Here is a 17267-nt window from a genome sequence, read left to right on the forward strand (position 1 = left end):
CCTTGTCAGATCAGGTTGGACGCCGCGCACGCGACGTAGGCGGACACGGCGTGGAAAAGCTGCGCGCGAGCGCTGTTGATGGGGTGGATGTCGTCGGCGAGATCGGCGGAGAGCGCGCCGGTCGTCGGGTCCGGAGTGGCGGCGGCCAGGGCGAAACCCGTCTCCTGCGTCATCATCGCCCAAGCCGGGCACAGGTACATCTTGGAGTCATTGAGCGTCTTCAGCGCATCCTTCATCGCGCGAACGACGGGGATGTATTCGGGGGCCCACAGCGCATCGCGGCTGGTGGATCGGGGAGCGCCCGGCATGACGCGGATGATCTTGGCGTTCGGCCATGCCGCCCGCATTCGAGCCAGGATGAGCAGGTCGTTGGCCAGAACCGTCTCGTAGACCACGCCCGCGTCGCGATCCCGGATGTCGTTCGTGCCGCACTCCCAGATGATGATGTTTGGCGTCGGCAGGCTGAAGCGCGACTGGTAGAAGGCGAAGTCCAGCACATAGCCGTTGCGGACGATGCTGGGGTTGTCCCCGCCGGTGGATTCCCTGATAAACGGGTTGCGGCCCCGCTGGTCGCCCTTCGACATCGCTAGATAGGTCGCCTCTCCGCCCGGCGCGACTGGGGAGGAGCGGTCGGTGATCGTGTTGGTGTAGTCGCCGGTTTCCCAACCCTCGCGGACCTCCCCCAACTCCCCGGTGATGTCGTCATTGTTCGCCTGGGTCGAAGAGCCGCGCATGGTGCCGATGAAGTTCGGCGCATAGCCCCAGGCCTGGAGGAAGGCCTTCATCAGCGTTCCGCCCTGGCGGTTCAGGATGCTGTCGCCGATCGGCAGGACATTGAAGCCGGATGTGAAGGTCGCGGGGTTGGCGGCCGTGCGGACGACAAGGGGCAGAACCCGTCGAGCGTTCACGACGCTGTTGCGAAGCGAGAGTTCCGCTGTCGCCCCGAGCTTCTCCGTTCGGACCACGATCTCGTCGGCGCCGACACGGGCGTAGGGATTGCCGATGACCGTGCTGGCGATCACGCCCGTGACCACGGCCGCGTCAGACCGCGCCTCCCTGAGATTGCGCAGGTAGATCGGCGTGTCCTCGCCCTGGACACCACACAACAGGCCGCTGAAATACGGCATGGTGTCGGGGACTTCTTCGACCGGCAGCGCGACGCCACTGTCCGCGCCCGAGCCGTCGATGCGGAGCAACAGGAAGCCGTTTCGATCCGTGAAGACCGCGCCCGGCTCCACAGGGTCGCCCAAGGCCGTCAGTCCGGCCAGGAAGGCGCCGCGTTCGTCGACACCGCTGCTGCGAAAGCCTGAGCGATCCACAGCGGCCACGCCGGAGAAGCCGTCGTCCACCTGGGAACGGACGCCCGCCATCAGGGCGTTCCGAGATCCGGCGCGGGCCAGAACGAAGCCGTTCGGATCGGTCGTGACCTGTTCGTCGGCGGCGACTTCGCCCTTCACCAGGCCGGTGACCTCGGTCGCGGCCGCAGAGGCGACATTGGCGCTGGCGAGCGCGTCCACCGAAGCTTGGATGATCGGATCGTCGAACGGCTCCCAGCTGTCGCCGTCCCACCGATAGACCAGACCTGTCTGCTCGACCTTGGCCAGCTGGCCGAGGTCTGCCCCGGTCAAGGTCGGAAGGTCCGCCAGCAGGGCGTAACCTCTGACGCTATTGCTGACCGAGGCGGCCACATCGGCGATGTAATCGACGACCGGCGTCAGGGCCGACCGGATTTCTGCCTTGTCCGGCTCGTTGGCGCCGGATGCCGGCACGCCATCGACGCGGAAGTCGCGGAAGGTCGTAAGAAGGCGAGCCTTCACGGTGGCGGGATCAGCCATCGAGCACCTCGAAGAATTTGGATGTAAGGGAGCCGATCAGTCTCGACGGCTAAGTGACCTGCTGCTCATAGATCGGCGAACTGCCGCCGCCGCCCCAGCCAGGAGGCGAGGGAGGGGATGTCGGATAGCCGCCTGACCCGTCAGACGTCGCCTGCCAGCCGATGAAGACCCAAGAACCAAGCGCCAGGGCGTTGGCGGCGAAATCACCCGGCAGCGCGGCGTAGCCGACATCGCTTCGCCAGAACACGCCGTATTGCGTCAGTGCCGCCAGACCTGTGATCGTGGCGGCAGGCAGGTTCAGCGTTGAGCCGTCGGGTAATACGCCACTGAAGGCGAGAACTGAGATCGTGTCGGAAGTCGCGGACGTGGGGTATGGAACCGACAGGTTGATCAACCTGCGGGCTGGCTCTTGCTCGCCGGGAACGACAGGCGGCTTTTCGACCGGCGGCACCGATGGTGCGGCGGCTTCACCCACGTCGATCTGGGTGTCGGCGAGGACGACATCGAACACGACCTGTGCGTTGGCCATGTCCAGTTCGACGTTCGTGACCTCGACCACGACATCCGCCATGGAGTTCAGTTCAGGGTTCTGGATGCGGATGAAGCGCTCGCCCAAGCCGTTCAGTCCATAGACCGAGCTGCGGACCTGGCCCCGACGTTCAGCCGTCAGTCGCGTCATCTTTCGCCGCGCCAGCTCCATGGCTTGAGTGCCGCTCGGGCACAACGGCAGTTGCAGGGCCTCGGACCTTTCGACGCCGTTCCTACCGTCGATATCGTCTTGGTCGAAGAGCGTGCCAGCCTCGACCTCGGTATAGTCTTTCGCCGGATCGACGAACGATACGACCAGGGCGTTGCAGGCTTCCTCATCGGTCTGGAAGGCGCGCCAGCTGTAGCCCTGGATATGCTCGCCGGTCAGGGCGAAGGTCGGCTCGACATAGCGACCGGCCTTGATGATCAGGCGCCCCCGGCCGTCCAGCGACATCCACCCGTCAAACGTGGACAGCAGGGCTTCTCGCACCGCTTGCGGCTCGGTGTTGACCGGATAGTTGCCGGCGCAGCGATAGCGCGCCTCGGTCACGCCGCTGCGGGTGACGATCTGGTCGCAATAGTCAGCCTCGGCCGTCAGTTGATCCAGCACCGGCGCGATGCTTCGTTCCCAGCGGCGTCCGTGGCGATGCCACTCGACGAAAACCAGCCAGACGACCGGATTCCAGCTGGCTTTCCAGGTTGAAGGGTCCGTCCGGCTCTGCGATGGATCGCGCCAGTCGTAGCAAACAGCAGCGGCGACGATGGAGACGACGGGTTCGCCGTTCGGGAAATGTCGCGCGAAGCTCTCGCGTGAACGGTGCTGGGCGAAGATGCCAATAGAGGCGATGCCGTCGCCCCGCGCCGAGGTGGGCCAATAGGCGCCGAAGTTCGGCGTCAGCATGGAATAGTGGGTCTCGGTCGGATTGCCGAGGCGCGTCTGGACCCTCAACAGATCGCCGGAACCGAACTGTTCGCCGGCCATACCTTGGACCCAACCATCCGAGTTCCGGGTGATCAGGTTGTCGTGCTCATAGACAGCATCGACTGACGCCAGACGACCTTCGCAGACGGCGAGCACGGCGCCGTACTTATTGCCGACGGCCTCGCGCAGCATGTAGGCACCCGACATCCTCGACGGGCCGCCTACGGCATGGACGCGGATCGGGCGGGCCTGTTTGCGCGTGACCTTCTGGCCCTCGGGGTCTGGGGCTTGGGCTTGGGCAATAGCCGTCAGACCCATGCTGACGGCGGAATAGAGGGCGGCCTGGGCGCCGTAGTAGAGGGTGGCGGTGACGATGGCATGAGCGGCCGTACCGTAGGCGAGGCCGGTTGCGGCGAACGCCCAGTTGGCGAAGGCGGCGGCGGCGACCGGGATGGCTTGCGGCATTCAGACCCTCCAGGCCATCAGCAGGCGTTCAGCAGGTGCGACCACTAAGCCGTCGCCCTTGATCGCCCAGCGCTCACCCAGGCAGATCGCAGCGACCGTCTGGCCATGAGCGACAATCAGACCGACGTCGCCACGAACCGGGTTTGTCGTTTCGGTCAGACCGGCCCGCTCCGCGCCATCGGACATCAGGACCAGCAGGCCGCCGGACTTGCGGATCAGCCGGTGTCGACCCAGCGCCGTGCGATATCGGCCTCGGTACGGCGCAGCGGGGTCAGGATGGCCGTTCAGGACGATCCAGTCCGCCACGCTCAGCACGCAGTCCGCTGCGCCGTCAGCGAAGGGCTGTCGGGACAGGTCTTCCAGAAATGTCGAGAGCATCAGCCCGGCGCTGGCCAGGTGATTGTCGAGTCGACCGAATAGGACGCGACCCGACTGCAGAAGGTGTCCGTAGGCGACCGGCGCTTCTGTTCGGCGTCGGTGTAAAACGCGAGCTGGGGCCGGGTGCGATCGGTGAACCCAGAGCCGACCGACAGGGTGACGCGCCGGGTGATCTCAGTCTCGGTCGCGTCGCGATCCACAGCAGGCACATCGGCCGTACCGTCCCACAGCCAGGCGATGTCATCCACCGGCTGCCAGTCTTCGTCGAAGAAAACGACCCCCACGTTGACCGGCGCCGCCCGGACTTCGGCCGCGTCATCATCGGCCAGGGACAGGGTGATCTCGTCTGCTCCGTTGAGCGTGAACTCGACCCGTTCACCCAGCCCGCCAATCAGCTGGCTCAAGGCCGGTATGTCGCCGACCAAACCAATACCGAGATACGTCCCGCCGTCCTGATCGACGTCGTCGGCCGGCAGATCGTAATCGCCGACGCCCAGCCAGGCGCGGACGTAGCCCTGCGTTTTCGTCTTCAGTAGGAAGAACAGGGAATAGCGCGGCGCCTGGAGCGCAGACATCGCGGCGGCTTGCGTAGGGAGCATAGCGCCTCCGGGACTCGACTTACCGCCTCATCGCCAGCAACCTGCCGGCGATTTGGGGAGACGATCATGACTGACGGGTTTGCGATTGATCCATTGAGCTATGAACTCGATGAGATCGAAGCGGTGGAGACAGGGGTCTGGAAGGCGACGGTGAGGATGGTCTTGCCCGAGACGCTCGACGAGGTCGGCGTCGCACATCATGTCTCAACGACGGTGCGGTTCAGATACCCAAGCGACGGAAGCGCTGCTGGGCTTCTTCAGAAGGCTCACGAGAAGGCGATAGCAGTCCTAGGCGCCGCTTCTCGCGCAACAGGCACGCAGTCTGCGGAGACGCTGCTGGCTCGGTCGTGGGCAGCGGCTCGGAGCCGGGACGAGGATTGATCTCGGGCAGCATCAGAACGCCTCTACCCACATGGCCTTGGCCACCATGATTTCCCGGCCGCGCTGGGCGTCCAAGCCATCAAGGAAGTCGTCGGGATTGGCCAGCTTGCAGACGCAGCCGACACGAAGGAAGTTGATCTCTTCTCCGACCGCGACGGCTTCGCGCAGCGGAGGGCGGATGGTGATCTCATCCCCTTCAACCCGCGCGACCCGATAGCGACGCGTGCCCTTCGTTGGATGGGTGATCGAGAAGTTCTCACCGCCCTGGATCACGCCCGCAATCATGGCGATGGTCAAAACCGTGGCGCGCTTGGGGGCTGAGACTGCGACCGTGGCGCCGGCCGGGGCCGAGGCATATTGCGAGCCGTCGCCGAACGCGGTGCCGTCGCTGTGCGGAACATCCGGCAGGGACAGATCACCTGGAGCAAATGGCTTCTCGCAGGACCACACCACCATTTTGCCGATACCGGCATCAAGGCAGGCCTCGATCGCCCGAACGGCTTTGATTGCGTCGCGGCCGTGAACTAGGATTTCCTGCTCGCCGACCCACAACCCGCCGCCATCGGTGCGGGCGACAGGACTGGCGCCTTCGACAGTCACCCCCGTTGATTGTGACGCCCCGCAACCGCCAATGCTCCCGGCGCGGGGTGAGCAAGTCCCAAGGCCAGAAGTCCATCAGGTGCGGCCCAGGCGACGCATGGACTGTTGAGCCGCCGGCGCACCCTTACGGGCGATGGTGGTGGACGTGCGGATCGCGGTTGCCGAACCGGAGGCCACCTTCTGATTTACTTCGGCAAGGAGATCGGCGGTCATAACAGCACCCCTCATGTCGAAGATCGTCGGTGCCGAGCGACTGCCCATCGCCTGGACAGCGTGTGCCGGGATGACGTCTGTGCCCGCCGGCAGGTTGGCCAGGATTTCGCCTGCATGGACATAAGCGAGCCCCCGCCGAAGTTGCTGACGCCGCTGGAGAAGCCTGGGATCCGAAGCGCTGACTTGATTGCCAAGAAGATCGAAGAGCCGACGCCACCGCCACCCCCGATCCGCCAAACAGCATGTCTGCGAGCGGTTCCGTGATCGACTTGCGCACCGCGATCGCTGCCAGGTCAGCGAGGATTTGACGCGCGACATTGCTGAACACCTCGCCGAGGCTCCGGCTATTGGTGATCGCGTCAACCAGTCCGTTGTTCAGCGCGTCCAGGCCACGCGCCGCGACGTTCTCGTAGGCCTCCGAGATTTCGTCAGCGGATTTCAGGCTTTCATCCCGCCACTTCTCGAGCGGGGTGAGGTTGTTCCTGATGACGCCGTTGCGCTCGGCTCTGTCGATCCGGCCATTGGTCGCCATCGCGTCGTCGCGCTGAGCCTGGGTCAGGTTTGGGTTTCGCTCCAGCTCCAGGCGAAGCGCTTCACGCCGCTGACGCTGGGTGATCTCCAGCAAATCCAGCTCAATCCGCTGACGTTCCTTCGCGGTGCGAGCGGCGCCGGACTGAAGGGAAAGCAGATCGGCGGTAAGGCCTGAGAGCAGCTTCTCTGTCGCCAAGCGCTCGTCTTGGATTTCGCGGAAGGCGTTGTCGGTCAGCAGCCCGTCTTCCAGGGTGTCGGCCGAAGCGTTGGCGGCATCCAACTGTCGGCGCTCGGCAGCCTTGATCTCGCCCCGGTCGGTCTTGCTCTGGATTTCCGCGTCGCGTGCCTCCCGGTCCATCTTCAGCTGCTCGCGAGCAATGTCGTAGCGCTGTTGAGCGGTGAGGATGTCGTCTTCGGCGACTTGGAGCAGGCGCTGGCGAGCGCGGAAGATTTCCTGCTCAACGCGTTCGGCGCGGCGGGCTTCACGTTCTGCCGACCGATCGACGCGCTGGCGGCCGGGCGGGATCGTCAGAACGTCAGAAAGACCGTTGCGGGGCGTTCTGGGCGCGCGAGGAGAGACGCCGAACGCGGCAACCGCCGACTGATCGATTGGAGTCCCATAATCAGGGAGGCTGTTCCCAGCTCGGATATCCCCGGCCGCGCGGGCGGTGCGGCCTGAAAATACGCTGCCGAAACCGCTCTTCAGTGCCTGCCAGCTATTCCCGCCGACAACGTCCTCCACGAAGTTGTCGCCGTACATGGCGTTCGTGTTGGCTTTGAAGTTGCTGAACCGCTCGATAAAGCTGTTCAGCCCGCTGATGGCGTTTGCGATATGACCGGTGAAGGTGAGCACTTCATCGGACAGATCAATGAAAGCCCCCGCCATTTGAATGCCGATGACCTGAGCCAGGTCTTCCATCTTGCCTTGAGCCTCGGCCCCTTTTCGGATGAGGCTCTCGTCCATCACGAAGCCTAGGGCCTGGGCTTCGTCGCGGAGGCGGGCCACTTCATCGCCGCCGGTGCGCAGCGCTGTCGCCAGAGGATCTAGGCCGAATGAGTTTGCCGCTGCCGCGCGGCTAGTTTCGCTTTTGAGGGCGGTGACGCGGTCGATCACCTCATCAAGCAGTGCCTCCGTGTCCTTGAAGCGCTTGAGGTCTTCAGGCTCCAAACCGATGGAGCGGAACAGCTTCACATCACCTTTGGAGAGTCCAGACGCTGCGCCTGCGGCCTTGTCTGCGAACCTCTCCAACGCGCCACCGACCGCAGTCGCGTCTTCTCCGGTCTTTCTGGCGACGTACTGCCATTCCTGAAGAGCGGAGGCCGAGATACCGATACGTTGAGCCGAGTTGGCGAGCGTGTCGGCCATCTTCAAGCTGGCTTGCTGGAACTGAAGGGCCATGGCCAGACCGGCAGCGAAGACAGCCGTCAGCGCTGCAATGCCTGCGGCGATACCCTTAGACAGGCGTCCCAAAGACCCGCCGACGCGCTCACCGGCCTTGTTGGCATCGTCCTCCATTTTGCCGGTCGCGATCTTTAGGTCGCGCTCAGCTCCAGCTAGGTCAGCTTTGAACTTGTCCTTAGTGGCGCGCAGCTCGAACGAGGCTGAGCCAACAACGGGGCTGTCGGTCATAAGACCTCCAAAGAAAAAGGCCCGCCGAAGCGAGCCTTTAAGAGATTGTTGGATCTTCGCTGAACTAAGCAGCTGGCACTAGGTGAGCTCGGACCGCGACGTGATTTTGGAAGGCGTCAGCAACATACGATAGGTAGTCGAGCACGACCTCCGACAATTGCTTAATATCGGCCAACTGGAGGTCGTTGGCCCCCTGCTCAAAAGTGCGACGTCCATGAGCAATCGCGTTTCGGCGCTCGGCGAGAAACTGAAGAGCCGTCATGTCGCCGTACTCAGGTTTCGGCGAAATCCGGACCCACATCTCGGGGGGCATGTTGATGCGGATGTTTGCTCGCCGCATGAAAAGGGCAACAGCCTTATCGTCCCACGTGCCCGAGGGCTTCTTGAGCAGTTGAGGTCCTAGGGATGTAGTGCTCAGCAGCTTGGCGGATGATGAGAAAATTGTGTCGAGCCGGCCGTCCTCACCACCCTCGACCATTCGTCCGACTACCGTTTCCCGCAGCCATTCCTTGAGGGAGTGGGACGTCCAGTTCCGTGGTTCGGATGCTCCGATCGCCTCGCCGAGAAAACCCAGAGCTTGAGTGAGGATCGCCTCTTCAATGTTATAAAGATGAATGATCAGGCCAGATTTGATCGTATTTATATGTCGAGCAGATAGGCTCACTGTGCCGAGTGACGATACCTCCTCAAGCATCATTCGATCTTCAAGAGCTTTCGCGAGAGCATAATGCCCATCAAACTCTTCTCGTCGGTCGGCGAGGGATGAGGTTAGGGTTGTCATGCCGCATCCAAGAGGATTGACCGCACGATCTCAATCCGACCTTCCAGCTTGCTCCTGACGTTCGCACTCCCGGAAACCACCACTTGATCGAACGACTGCGCCTCCATCCGGGCCGCGATCTCATCCTGTCGGACGGCCAGATCCTCTTGTTGGCGGAGTGCCAACGCTGATCCAATGGCAATCGCTTCGAACCGAACGCGCGGAACGCTGTTAGCGGTCGCGTTCTTTCGGAACCCGTGGGGGAAATGACCGGCGACGAACTCTAGCATCCTAAGGAATTCGGCACGCATGGCGTCAACCACTGCGGCATCGTCGGCGGCTGCGGCGTTCGCTTTGCGCAGGTAGTCGTAGAGATACTTCTTTGGACGGTCTCGGTAACCTGGGAATCGTCCTTCTTCCGTCTCCCACCCGTCGAGATAGGCGAAGAAGCGGGTAGTGAGCTCTTCACGTTCCCTTTGGTCGACTACTTTTTGAGACATCGGCGTGGCAGCGGCCAGCTCTTCGCTTTCGGCGAGTTCTCTGATCAACTCCGTCACTGGGCCTGGCAGCGATCCGCGGCGGATTTCAGCTTCGTTTGCTGTAGTACCTGATTTGTTGATCCGCGCGAACATCTCCGCCCGCGTTGACGGATCTGTGCTTGTGTCCAGCACGATCGTCCGGACCGTAACGTCTTCGAGCTTGTTCTGGCGATCTGTCGGAAGTTCGCTGAACGTGAAGCCGTTGAGCTCAGGCAGCAAAACCAGATCGGAAAGGCGAAGGTCTTCCTTCAGGAAGGCTCGCATCGCCCTCATCCTTTGTGAGCCGTCCACGATCTCCATTCGGCCGTCAGGCGTTTGGTAGAAAAACAAAAACGGGATCGGCAACCCGACCAACAACGACTCGATGAAAGATGACTGCTGGCCTGGGTGCCAAGCTAAGTTGCGCTGATATTCTGGGACGAAGAACCGGCCGGTTACATCATCTTCAAACCGGGAGACGTAAATTGATATCGGGTACTCGGATACAGTAAACTTCACCTGCCTTGCGACAGATGAAATAGCCGCTTCTGCAGCAGCGATTTCTGCCGGGTCTCGTACCTTCTTCTTCGCCACCAGAATCTCCCCTGCGCGCAGCGCTAAGTGTCGCTTCCGACTAACTGGAGTTGTTCGAATTTCAAAGTGGCTACGAACTTAGAGGGTTGGCGTCCTTGATGTGGGATGAGATCGCCCGTCCAATAGCCTCCCCAAGCTTAGGTGGCACCGCGTTGCCAATCAGCATGCCGACCTTGGCGAAAGTCGGTGTTTCACCGTCTCTCAGGAAGCTGTACTCGCGCGGAAACGACTGCAAAATTGCAGCCTCGCGAAGCGTGATCGCTCGGTTTTGTTCAGGATGGCCGAAGCGTCCGTTGCCGTAACCGAAACACTGAGTGGTCATCGTCGGGGCAGGGTCGTCCCACGTCATCCGCCCGTAAACCGACGGATAGGTCTCGCCCGTCTCCTTCGTGTGGCATTTGGCTCGGAGATCCGCCGGCCAATCCCGCCAGGTTCCTCCAGGCTTGGAGGCCTTTATGCGCTTTAGATTGGTCTCGCTCAACTTGCACGCCACATGGAGGCTGTCACCCTTGGCTGCCTGACCAGCATTCAGCGCCGGAAGCGTGGCGATAGCTGATCGGACGGTGATGGGAAGCTCGCCGGTAGCCGCTTTGGGCACATCAATGGGGCCCAGAAGTGAGGCCACCAGAACTAGGCGCTTCCTGGACTGGGGGACCCCGTAGTCGGTGCAGACCACTTCGTCCCAAGCGACATGGTAGCCGACAGCCTTCAGCCCACCCACGAACTCCTGCCAGATAGGTTTCGCTGCGAGGCCTCGGACGTTTTCCATCGTCACGATCTCAGGCCGGACCTCTTCGGCCAGTCGAAGGAACGAGCGAAGCAAATCCCAGCGGCCGTCCGGCGTCTTGCGAGCCTGGGAATAGGTCGAGAACGGCTGGCATGGCGCGCATCCAGCGAGGACGCGGACGTCGGCACCAGTGAACCAGTCCTGCAGGTCCGACGGGGTGAGTTCAGCGACGCTCTTCTTTTCGAAGTGACCGCCGCAGTTCTGTTCAAACGGGTGTTTGCAGGCTGGGTCGAGATCGACGCCCGCGGCTATCGTCAGTCCAGCTGTCTTAAGTCCAAACGCAAGTCCGCCGGCGCCGCAGAACAGGTCTACGACTTTCACGATCGGTTCCCGATCTTTCGGGAGGTTTATGGTCTCCGCCATGATGGTCGGAGTAGCACGTCCCATGATTCTGTTTAGCCCGCTCATTGCGCCACCCGCGAGATGGCTTCGCCCTGTTGCACCGCGGACTCGTCAGAAACGGACGTATCGAGAATGAATTTCCTCATGCAGCCCTCACGCTGGGCTCTAGTTCCTTCGCAAGGCGCGCGAGGCCTTTCGGTGTCACACGGCACTGCGTCACCACCTTCTCGCTACCGTCCGAGCGATGAACCGTCGTGGTCTTGTGCTCCAGCAGACCGCTGGCCAGCTTGTCCTGGTACGCCACGTCCCCAGCGTTGCCGACCCGACCGTAAATCCAGCGGTGCGAACGCAAGAAGGCGAACAGCACCTTGGGTTGGATTTGCAGGGTTTTCGCCGCGTCGGTGATGCAGAGCGAGCCTTCCGCCGTCGCGATCCGGTCGAGCGCGTCAGCTTTGGGCGTCAGGTCCGCGATCTGGGCCTGCATCTCCATCTTGTCGTTTGCGTAGTCGGCAAGCAGGAGACGAAGGTGCGACGGATTGTTCAGGTCGATGGTAGGTTTTTGTGCAGTCCGCTCCAACTCCTCCCATCGGTCGATGATCCTGGCGCGAAGCTCGACGCTGTAGCCGGACACTAGGATCAGGCATTCACGGCGGGGAAGATTGAAGCACGGAAACTGTCTCCGATTGGCCCCGAGATAGGAGCCCCCAAAGTTGGGGGCTGGCGTTTGTAGCTCGTCCAGCATGACCTTGATGTCGCGCATCACGTGATCGTGGCGCTTCCCGGTCAGCTCGGCGATCTCGACCGATGACATGGTCTGCGGTGCGCCGTCCGCCTCGACTGCCAGGAAGGCGAGGGGTTCGCGTTTGGTTAGAGCCACCATCAGTTTACCCCCTCTAGGAAAGCGGCGATTTGTTCGACGATGTTGTAGCCGTCGGCGTCGAGGTCACAGGCCCGGAGGTGCTTTAGGTGCCGCACCTTCACAAGCAGGTCGTCCCGGCTGCGAGCGGGCGTCTTGGCGATGAGGCGCTCATAATCCCAACGTTGGCTGCTGAGCGTGTCTACCTCGTCATCGTCCATGCACCCTTTGATGCGCTCGTCGATGCTCTGGGTCATCCGCTCCCAGGTCGCGAAATCGCTGGACGCGGCGGCGGCGACGGCTGGAATGGCCGCGATCACAACGGCGGCGGGCGCTGCGGCGAACAGATTGCGGCGGCTCAGCATGCGACCAGCTCCGCAGCGGGAGCCGGGCGGGCCGGGACATTGGAGACGATTGCTGGAGCGTTGCCGCGACCGTTGAAGAAGCGGGCGAGATCGCCGAGCGGGTAGGGAGCGGACACCCAGCTTGGGTTCAGCCGGGCAGGCATGGTATGGGCTGCGGAAGCCATGACGTGATCCTCGTTCGATCCGTTGCGGTTAGGCCCGGTTCAGAGACTGCAATCTCTGGCCGGGCTGTCCGGTTTGTACGTAACCTTGCGTCCGGTGTCAACGGGTGTTACGGACAATACGTCATGACCGATAAACCGACCTCTTCCGAGCGCTTCGAGATGCGCGTCCCGTCCGATTGGCTGGCCAAAGTGGACGACTGGCGACGAACACAGGACGACCTTCCGTCGCGAGCAGAGGCTATTCGGCGGTTGGTCGAGAAAGGTCTCTCTCAGAAGTAAGCGACCACACGATTGCGGCCGCCCATCCTAGGAATGTCCAACCCAGGAGCAGGTTGAGCGCAAAAATCGGCAGCTTCTGACGGTGTTGGCGATGCAGCGCTATCAGCGTTGGAATAAAATACAGCGCCAGGGCGATAACTGCGAAGGTCAGGTGACCCCCGCTGATTTCGAGCGCGCGGCTGGCGGACAGAAGCACGATCACCAGCAGAATGATGGCAGCGATCAAAGCCGTCTTCAGATCGATGTTTCTCATTCGTCACTCCCGAAAGAGCGACAGGCTAGGCGTCGAGAGCTTCTGGCTCAACCCGCCTTTGTGTCGGGCGAAGTCTTGCCTTGTGGGAGAACTGCTGGCGCAGATGGCGGAGCATCTTCCTTACCGGCTTCCACCTTTAAACGAAGATCGCCTGCAACAAGCCACCCAACCACCAGCACGACCACAGCGATAACGCCACCTACAACCCAGGCCGCGCCCCGAACAAACGAGACTTTTGCCCTCACGTCGTCAACTTGGGTTTCAAGCTTGTCGACCGTCGCCTGAAGAGCATCAACCTTTTGCTCAACTCGCGAAAACGAGCCTTTCAGCTCGAACATGGCCTGAAGCAGGAAGCTGTGGCTACCGGCAACTTCCGGCGGAACGGATTGGGCGAAACGGTCGTCCGGCGTGACCGACCTGCCATTATCGGCAGTTGGCGGTCTAGCCATGAGCAGGAGCCTCGATCTTTGCCTTCATCCAATCCCATATGTCGACCGGCGCACGGCCATGGTACGTCGACATGCCGATCACGACGGCCGAGTTAAACTCGCCTGAAGCAAGTCCGATAGTCGTTGAAATATCTTGCGCCGTGCCGGTTGCAGCGATCAGCGTAGCGCTGTCGCTCAAGTTCAAGACATTTCCCGGGTAGCTCTGGTGGATGCGCATCTGAAGCGCGGAGTTTGGGACAAGGCTGACGACGACGAAGATGTTCATTGCCGGATATGTGGTCCTACGGAGGGCGTCCGTCAAACTCTCACATCATTGCGAAGGTTTCTCAATCGGGTTGTATGTCCACGATCTCGACACCATAGACGCGCGCGATCCGGTTGAACTCGGCGTCGGCCATCGCCTCGGCGTCGGAGGCCTTGCCTGTCGGGTCGAAGAACTCGCGGAAATAGTGCTGCGGCCCTGACAGCGTCGGCTCCCGCTCAACGGCGAGACGGGCGACCATCCACCCGGTCCAGAGGGCCGAGGCCGCTTCACCGCGCCCGCGCTCGGTCAGGATCATGCCCAGGCGATAGGGCGTCAGCTTCCAGAACTCGGCTTCGGACAGTCCGCCTTTCAGCGCCGCCCGAAGAGCCGCCTCCACAGCGTCGGCCGGCGCGTCTGAGGGTTTGCGGGGCCAGCTTCGGCGGACCTCCCGGCCGGGCCGTATTGGGCAAGTTCCCAAGCATCCCAGCAGGCTTTCATGCAAGGCGACAGCGGGTAGACGGCGACAGGGGCCCCGATCACGTCTGCCTTGGTGATGGCGCCGGCGGTCAGAACCTCCAGCAGATCACCGAGCGCAGACGACGCCCCGGCACGGCCCTTCTGGAGCACCTTGAAGCGATCCAGCAGCCAATCATGGCCCTTGGCGTCCAAGGCGGCGAAGGTCAGTTGCAGGGCGACCTGCCGCTCGTCTGGGAGCGACAGGCGCACAATGCCGAGGCGGGCGTCGTTCATGTTACGGCGTGACCGTGGTGCGGGTCGGCTTAGCGTCGGGGGTCGCCGATACGCTGTAGGTCACCACGCCGTTGACGGGGGCGGTCAGCGACACGGTCGGGACGCTCTTGAACTCCTGGGCCTTGGCACCGCGCAGCAGGCGGAAGCCAATCGGCTCGTTGTCGTCGCAGGCCTCATGGATGGCGATCTGGGCTTCATCCGTGGGCTCATCGTGCATGGTGAAGGTCAGGGGCACGTTAGGCCGGGCGCCCGAGATGCTTTCCTGCGTGCCAGGGGCGGTGTCGAAGTCGGTGACGTCGATGCGGTTTTCGGAGAAGCCGAGGCCATTGGCCACGGTGACGCCGGGAACGTTCGTCCAGTCGGGCGAGCCGTCGGTGCCGAGGTTGACCTCGACCTTGATCGCCCCTTGAGCCAGATAGGCCATAGGTCAGTCCTTTTTCAGTTGGAGCCGGAGCTGAACCCGCCGACCGACCAGCGAGGGGTCAGTGGTCGGCGCTGCAACCGGCCCGGTAGCGGTCGCGAGAGAGCAGGTTCCGTCCTCGACCTCGATCTGTGAGGCCTGGAGGTGGAAGAGGTCGCGGATGTCGCGGCCCAGCGCGTCGATGGCGGCTGTCGAGCCGGTGTCGCGAGCGTAGAGGCGGACGTCCTGGGTGATGTCGCGGATGGTCTCGGAGAAGGTGCTGGCGTCGATGTCGCCCGATGGCGCGGCGATCACCAAGGCGGACTTACCCGTGAACTGGAAGTCGTCGGGGGCACGGTCGTTGAAGATGGCGGCGCGGCCTTCGAATACGTCGAGGCGGTCGATGATCGACAGCGAGCTGTTCAGGCGGGCGAAGATGGCGGCGGTGCTGTTCATTCTCTCGCCCCCTGACGAACGCCTCGGTCAGCTCGCGCTGGTTCTCTTTCGCCGGCACATCCATGAAGGGGCGCGCCGCAATGCGCTCGGTGCCGTTGTGCAGGGGCAGGGCGTAGGCGGCGTTGGCGGTGACCGTGCCGACCTTGGCGTCCCCGTCGTCGCGGATGGTCGGATCGGCGTTCGTGTTGGCGACGAGGTTGCCCAGGTCGCGGGCAGGTGGCTCGCCGGGGGCTGAGGCCTGATGCTTCCCGTATTGCTTCCCGGTCCCGGCGCGGTTCAGCACGTCGGTCTTGAGGATGCGCTCGTATTCCCCGAGTGCCGGTCGAAGGCCAGCTTCAGCCGCGCGATCCGAAACGGCATCGATGGCGCCGAGGTCGAGCGTGACTTTCGCCATCGGGGTCTCCTATGACGACCGGATGTCCGAACCTTTGAAGCTCGTCATCGTCTCGCTCACCGAGCCGCGCCAATATCTGACAGCAGGCAAGGAATGGTCGCCGGATCGGAGCGAAGCCGTCGAACTGGACTGGCGCGAGGCCGCTGAGATGAGGGCGTCGCTGCCGAAGGGCGTTCAAGCCGCTCCGGTGCCGGCGAAGGACGCCTAGCGCGCCTGCAACTCGGCTAGGGCGCCGGCCAGGTCGCCTGTCCGCTCGATGACTTCGAACGTGGTCATCAGCAGGCCCTTGGCGGGGTCTGGCGCTGCGATCTTGTGGCCCTTCGCTGGATGGATGCCGGACGGCAGGCTGGCGGCGAGGACCAAGACGCGTCGATCGGTTGCAGGTATGCCCAGCGCGACGCGGCGGGTGTCCTTGTAGCTGCCGACCAGGGCCTTGCAGGGGTAGATGGTCGCCGGGCCCGTGGTGTAACCGCCCTGGCCATCTGGAGTGCGGGCGCCCGGAACAGTGAGGGAGCCGTCTTCGAAGTCGTCTCCGAAGTCTTCCAGCGCCTCATCAGCAACACCGTCGAGGATGCTCATAGGGGCCACTTCCTGATCGCGATGAACTCGTCGCAGCGGCAGGCCACGATCTCGGACGCCGGCGCGCCGCGTGAGGTGTCGCCGGGGAACATCATCTGGGCGCCGCTCGGGCTGGTAAACGGCATGTCGAGCCCGCGCACCTCTTGCCCGTTCATGGCGTCGTGAGTGTCGCGCTGGCGTCCGTCTTCCGTGGTGGACCAGCCGCGCACGATGTCCATGACCCCGACCCGGCCATCGTCGACGAGTTGCTGGAACGCCTCATGCTTGGCGGCGCGGATGGCGGGCAGGCCTTCGGTACGCGCGATGACCTCGCCCCGAAGACGGACCAGGCGGGCGGAATAGTGGGTGACGGCCGTGCGGGCGGTCTCGGGCGGGACGGGCTTGCCTGTCTCGATGGCGCGGACCACGGCCCGGTCATAGCGGCGATCGCGCTGGTTCCGGGTCAGATAGTTGCGGAGCAGGGCAGGGTCCGTCGACGCCAACTCGGCGCGGGCGGTGGCGACGTAGTCACGATACGGACCAGACAGACCGATCAGGCCGCCTTCGCGGTTTCCGGTGGCTCGGCTGATCCTTCCGACCAGATCCAGCGCGATAGACCGCGGGCCGGCGCCGCGCGCCATGCCGTCGGCAAGGAAAGCGCGGGCCTGATCGATTTCGCCCTGGGTCAGGCGGGTGATGAGCGTGGCGGCCGTCTCGCGGATGATCGCGGCGGCGCGCTGGTTGCCGGGGTCGAAGCGGAAGCCGATCGACACAGCGGCCGGCATGGTGGCGACAGCGCCTTGACCCCCGGCGGTGAAGGCCTCGACCAACTTGGCTTCCAGCGGCTGGAACGCGGCTCGGTCGATGTGCAGCGCCTGCATGGCGGCATCGAGGTCGCGGCGCTCCAGGGCCAGAAGCAGCTTCTGGAACTCAACCTCGCGGGTCAGGTCTTTCACTGCTGCCATGAAGGCCTGGGCGACCTCCGGGCCATACTTCGCCGCCAGCTCCCGGAAGAG

23 protein-coding genes are annotated in these 17267 nt (G+C 63.2%); 3 read left to right on the top strand and 20 right to left on the bottom strand.

Translation table 11 applies throughout. From position 1 onward, the window contains the following. Window positions 1-5 precede the first annotated feature (5 nt). The 4 genes from PFY01_RS08580 to PFY01_RS08595 are packed head-to-tail and all read right to left on the bottom strand — an operon-like array spanning window position 6 to window position 4727. Complete coding sequence (locus PFY01_RS08580) at window positions 6-1835, bottom strand: SGNH/GDSL hydrolase family protein (RefSeq protein ID WP_271040985.1); 1830 nt, start codon at window positions 1833-1835, stop codon at window positions 6-8. A gap of 49 nt (window positions 1836-1884) precedes the next feature. Continuing rightward, window positions 1885-3750: a phage tail protein gene (locus tag PFY01_RS08585; protein ID WP_271040986.1), complete on the bottom strand. Its 1866-nt coding sequence runs from the start codon at window positions 3748-3750 to the stop codon at window positions 1885-1887. Beyond that, the gene (locus tag PFY01_RS08590; RefSeq protein WP_271040987.1) at window positions 3751-4128 is read right to left on the bottom strand and encodes a DUF6950 family protein; all 378 of its coding nucleotides are present in this window, start codon (window positions 4126-4128) and stop codon (window positions 3751-3753) included. Next, window positions 4128-4727 carry a hypothetical protein gene (locus PFY01_RS08595; protein WP_271040988.1) on the bottom strand — a complete coding sequence of 200 codons (600 nt, stop codon included), beginning with the start codon at window positions 4725-4727 and terminating at the stop codon, window positions 4128-4130. The genes PFY01_RS08590 and PFY01_RS08595 overlap by 1 nt, the downstream gene beginning before the upstream one ends. A 66-nt stretch (window positions 4728-4793) precedes the next feature. Between PFY01_RS08595 and PFY01_RS08600 the strand changes: the two genes are divergently transcribed. Beyond that, window positions 4794-5108, top strand: coding sequence for a hypothetical protein (locus PFY01_RS08600; RefSeq protein WP_271040989.1), 315 nt, complete (start codon window positions 4794-4796; stop codon window positions 5106-5108). A gap of 12 nt (window positions 5109-5120) precedes the next feature. On the opposite strand, the gene PFY01_RS08605 is transcribed toward PFY01_RS08600, so the two are convergent. The 14 genes from PFY01_RS08605 to PFY01_RS08670 all read right to left on the bottom strand — a co-directional run bounded on the left by PFY01_RS08605 (window position 5121) and on the right by PFY01_RS08670 (window position 15299). Next, entirely contained in the window at window positions 5121-5660 is a 540-nt protein-coding gene (locus PFY01_RS08605; RefSeq protein ID WP_271040990.1) for a hypothetical protein, read from the bottom strand. A gap of 172 nt (window positions 5661-5832) precedes the next feature. After that, the gene (locus PFY01_RS08610) at window positions 5833-8082 is read right to left on the bottom strand and encodes a hypothetical protein (RefSeq protein ID WP_271040991.1); all 2250 of its coding nucleotides are present in this window, start codon (window positions 8080-8082) and stop codon (window positions 5833-5835) included. A 64-nt stretch (window positions 8083-8146) separates the two neighbouring features. Then, window positions 8147-8863 (bottom strand): MAE_28990/MAE_18760 family HEPN-like nuclease, encoded by a 717-nt coding sequence (locus PFY01_RS08615; RefSeq protein ID WP_271040992.1) that lies wholly within the window; start codon window positions 8861-8863, stop codon window positions 8147-8149. Then, complete coding sequence (locus tag PFY01_RS08620) at window positions 8860-9954, bottom strand: DUF262 domain-containing protein (protein WP_271040993.1); 1095 nt, start codon at window positions 9952-9954, stop codon at window positions 8860-8862. Before PFY01_RS08620 ends, PFY01_RS08615 begins: the two co-directional genes overlap by 4 nt. Before the next feature lie 70 nt (window positions 9955-10024). Then, complete coding sequence (locus PFY01_RS08625; RefSeq protein ID WP_271040994.1) at window positions 10025-11149, bottom strand: DNA cytosine methyltransferase; 1125 nt, start codon at window positions 11147-11149, stop codon at window positions 10025-10027. Between the two features lie 76 nt (window positions 11150-11225). Next, a complete protein-coding gene (locus PFY01_RS08630; protein ID WP_271040995.1) occupies window positions 11226-11894 on the bottom strand; it encodes a phage regulatory protein/antirepressor Ant in 669 nt (222 codons plus the stop codon). A 68-nt stretch (window positions 11895-11962) separates the two neighbouring features. Continuing rightward, the gene (locus PFY01_RS08635) at window positions 11963-12304 is read right to left on the bottom strand and encodes a hypothetical protein (protein ID WP_271040996.1); all 342 of its coding nucleotides are present in this window, start codon (window positions 12302-12304) and stop codon (window positions 11963-11965) included. 402 nt (window positions 12305-12706) lie between these two features. Next, window positions 12707-13000 (bottom strand): superinfection immunity protein, encoded by a 294-nt coding sequence (locus tag PFY01_RS08640; protein ID WP_271040997.1) that lies wholly within the window; start codon window positions 12998-13000, stop codon window positions 12707-12709. A gap of 47 nt (window positions 13001-13047) precedes the next feature. Next, window positions 13048-13449 carry a hypothetical protein gene (locus PFY01_RS08645; RefSeq protein ID WP_271040998.1) on the bottom strand — a complete coding sequence of 134 codons (402 nt, stop codon included), beginning with the start codon at window positions 13447-13449 and terminating at the stop codon, window positions 13048-13050. Further along, window positions 13442-13714 (bottom strand): hypothetical protein, encoded by a 273-nt coding sequence (locus tag PFY01_RS08650; protein ID WP_271040999.1) that lies wholly within the window; start codon window positions 13712-13714, stop codon window positions 13442-13444. The genes PFY01_RS08645 and PFY01_RS08650 overlap by 8 nt, the downstream gene beginning before the upstream one ends. Window positions 13715-13775: 61 nt before the next feature. Beyond that, entirely contained in the window at window positions 13776-14090 is a 315-nt protein-coding gene (locus PFY01_RS08655) for a hypothetical protein (RefSeq protein WP_271041000.1), read from the bottom strand. Beyond that, window positions 14063-14443 (bottom strand): hypothetical protein, encoded by a 381-nt coding sequence (locus PFY01_RS08660; protein ID WP_271041001.1) that lies wholly within the window; start codon window positions 14441-14443, stop codon window positions 14063-14065. Before PFY01_RS08660 ends, PFY01_RS08655 begins: the two co-directional genes overlap by 28 nt. A gap of 1 nt (window position 14444) precedes the next feature. After that, entirely contained in the window at window positions 14445-14867 is a 423-nt protein-coding gene (locus PFY01_RS08665) for a hypothetical protein (protein ID WP_153925109.1), read from the bottom strand. Between the two features lie 3 nt (window positions 14868-14870). Next, window positions 14871-15299, bottom strand: coding sequence for a hypothetical protein (locus PFY01_RS08670; RefSeq protein WP_271041002.1), 429 nt, complete (start codon window positions 15297-15299; stop codon window positions 14871-14873). On the opposite strand from PFY01_RS08670, the gene PFY01_RS08675 reads away from it, so the two are divergent. Next, a complete protein-coding gene (locus PFY01_RS08675) occupies window positions 15280-15534 on the top strand; it encodes a hypothetical protein (protein ID WP_271041003.1) in 255 nt (84 codons plus the stop codon). The genes PFY01_RS08670 and PFY01_RS08675 overlap by 20 nt on opposite strands. 145 nt (window positions 15535-15679) lie before the next feature. Next, the gene (locus tag PFY01_RS08680) at window positions 15680-15901 is read left to right on the top strand and encodes a hypothetical protein (protein WP_271041004.1); all 222 of its coding nucleotides are present in this window, start codon (window positions 15680-15682) and stop codon (window positions 15899-15901) included. Here PFY01_RS08680 and PFY01_RS08685 read toward each other — a convergent pair. Beyond that, entirely contained in the window at window positions 15898-16272 is a 375-nt protein-coding gene (locus PFY01_RS08685) for a hypothetical protein (protein ID WP_271041005.1), read from the bottom strand. The two genes, PFY01_RS08680 and PFY01_RS08685, sit on opposite strands and share 4 nt — an antisense overlap. Continuing rightward, window positions 16269-17216, bottom strand: a complete 948-nt coding sequence (locus PFY01_RS08690) for a hypothetical protein (protein ID WP_271041006.1) — start codon at window positions 17214-17216, stop codon at window positions 16269-16271. The genes PFY01_RS08685 and PFY01_RS08690 overlap by 4 nt, the downstream gene beginning before the upstream one ends. Window positions 17217-17267 lie beyond the last annotated feature (51 nt).

Source organism: Brevundimonas vesicularis (genome assembly GCF_027886425.1).
GTDB lineage: Bacteria > Pseudomonadota > Alphaproteobacteria > Caulobacterales > Caulobacteraceae > Brevundimonas > Brevundimonas vesicularis_C.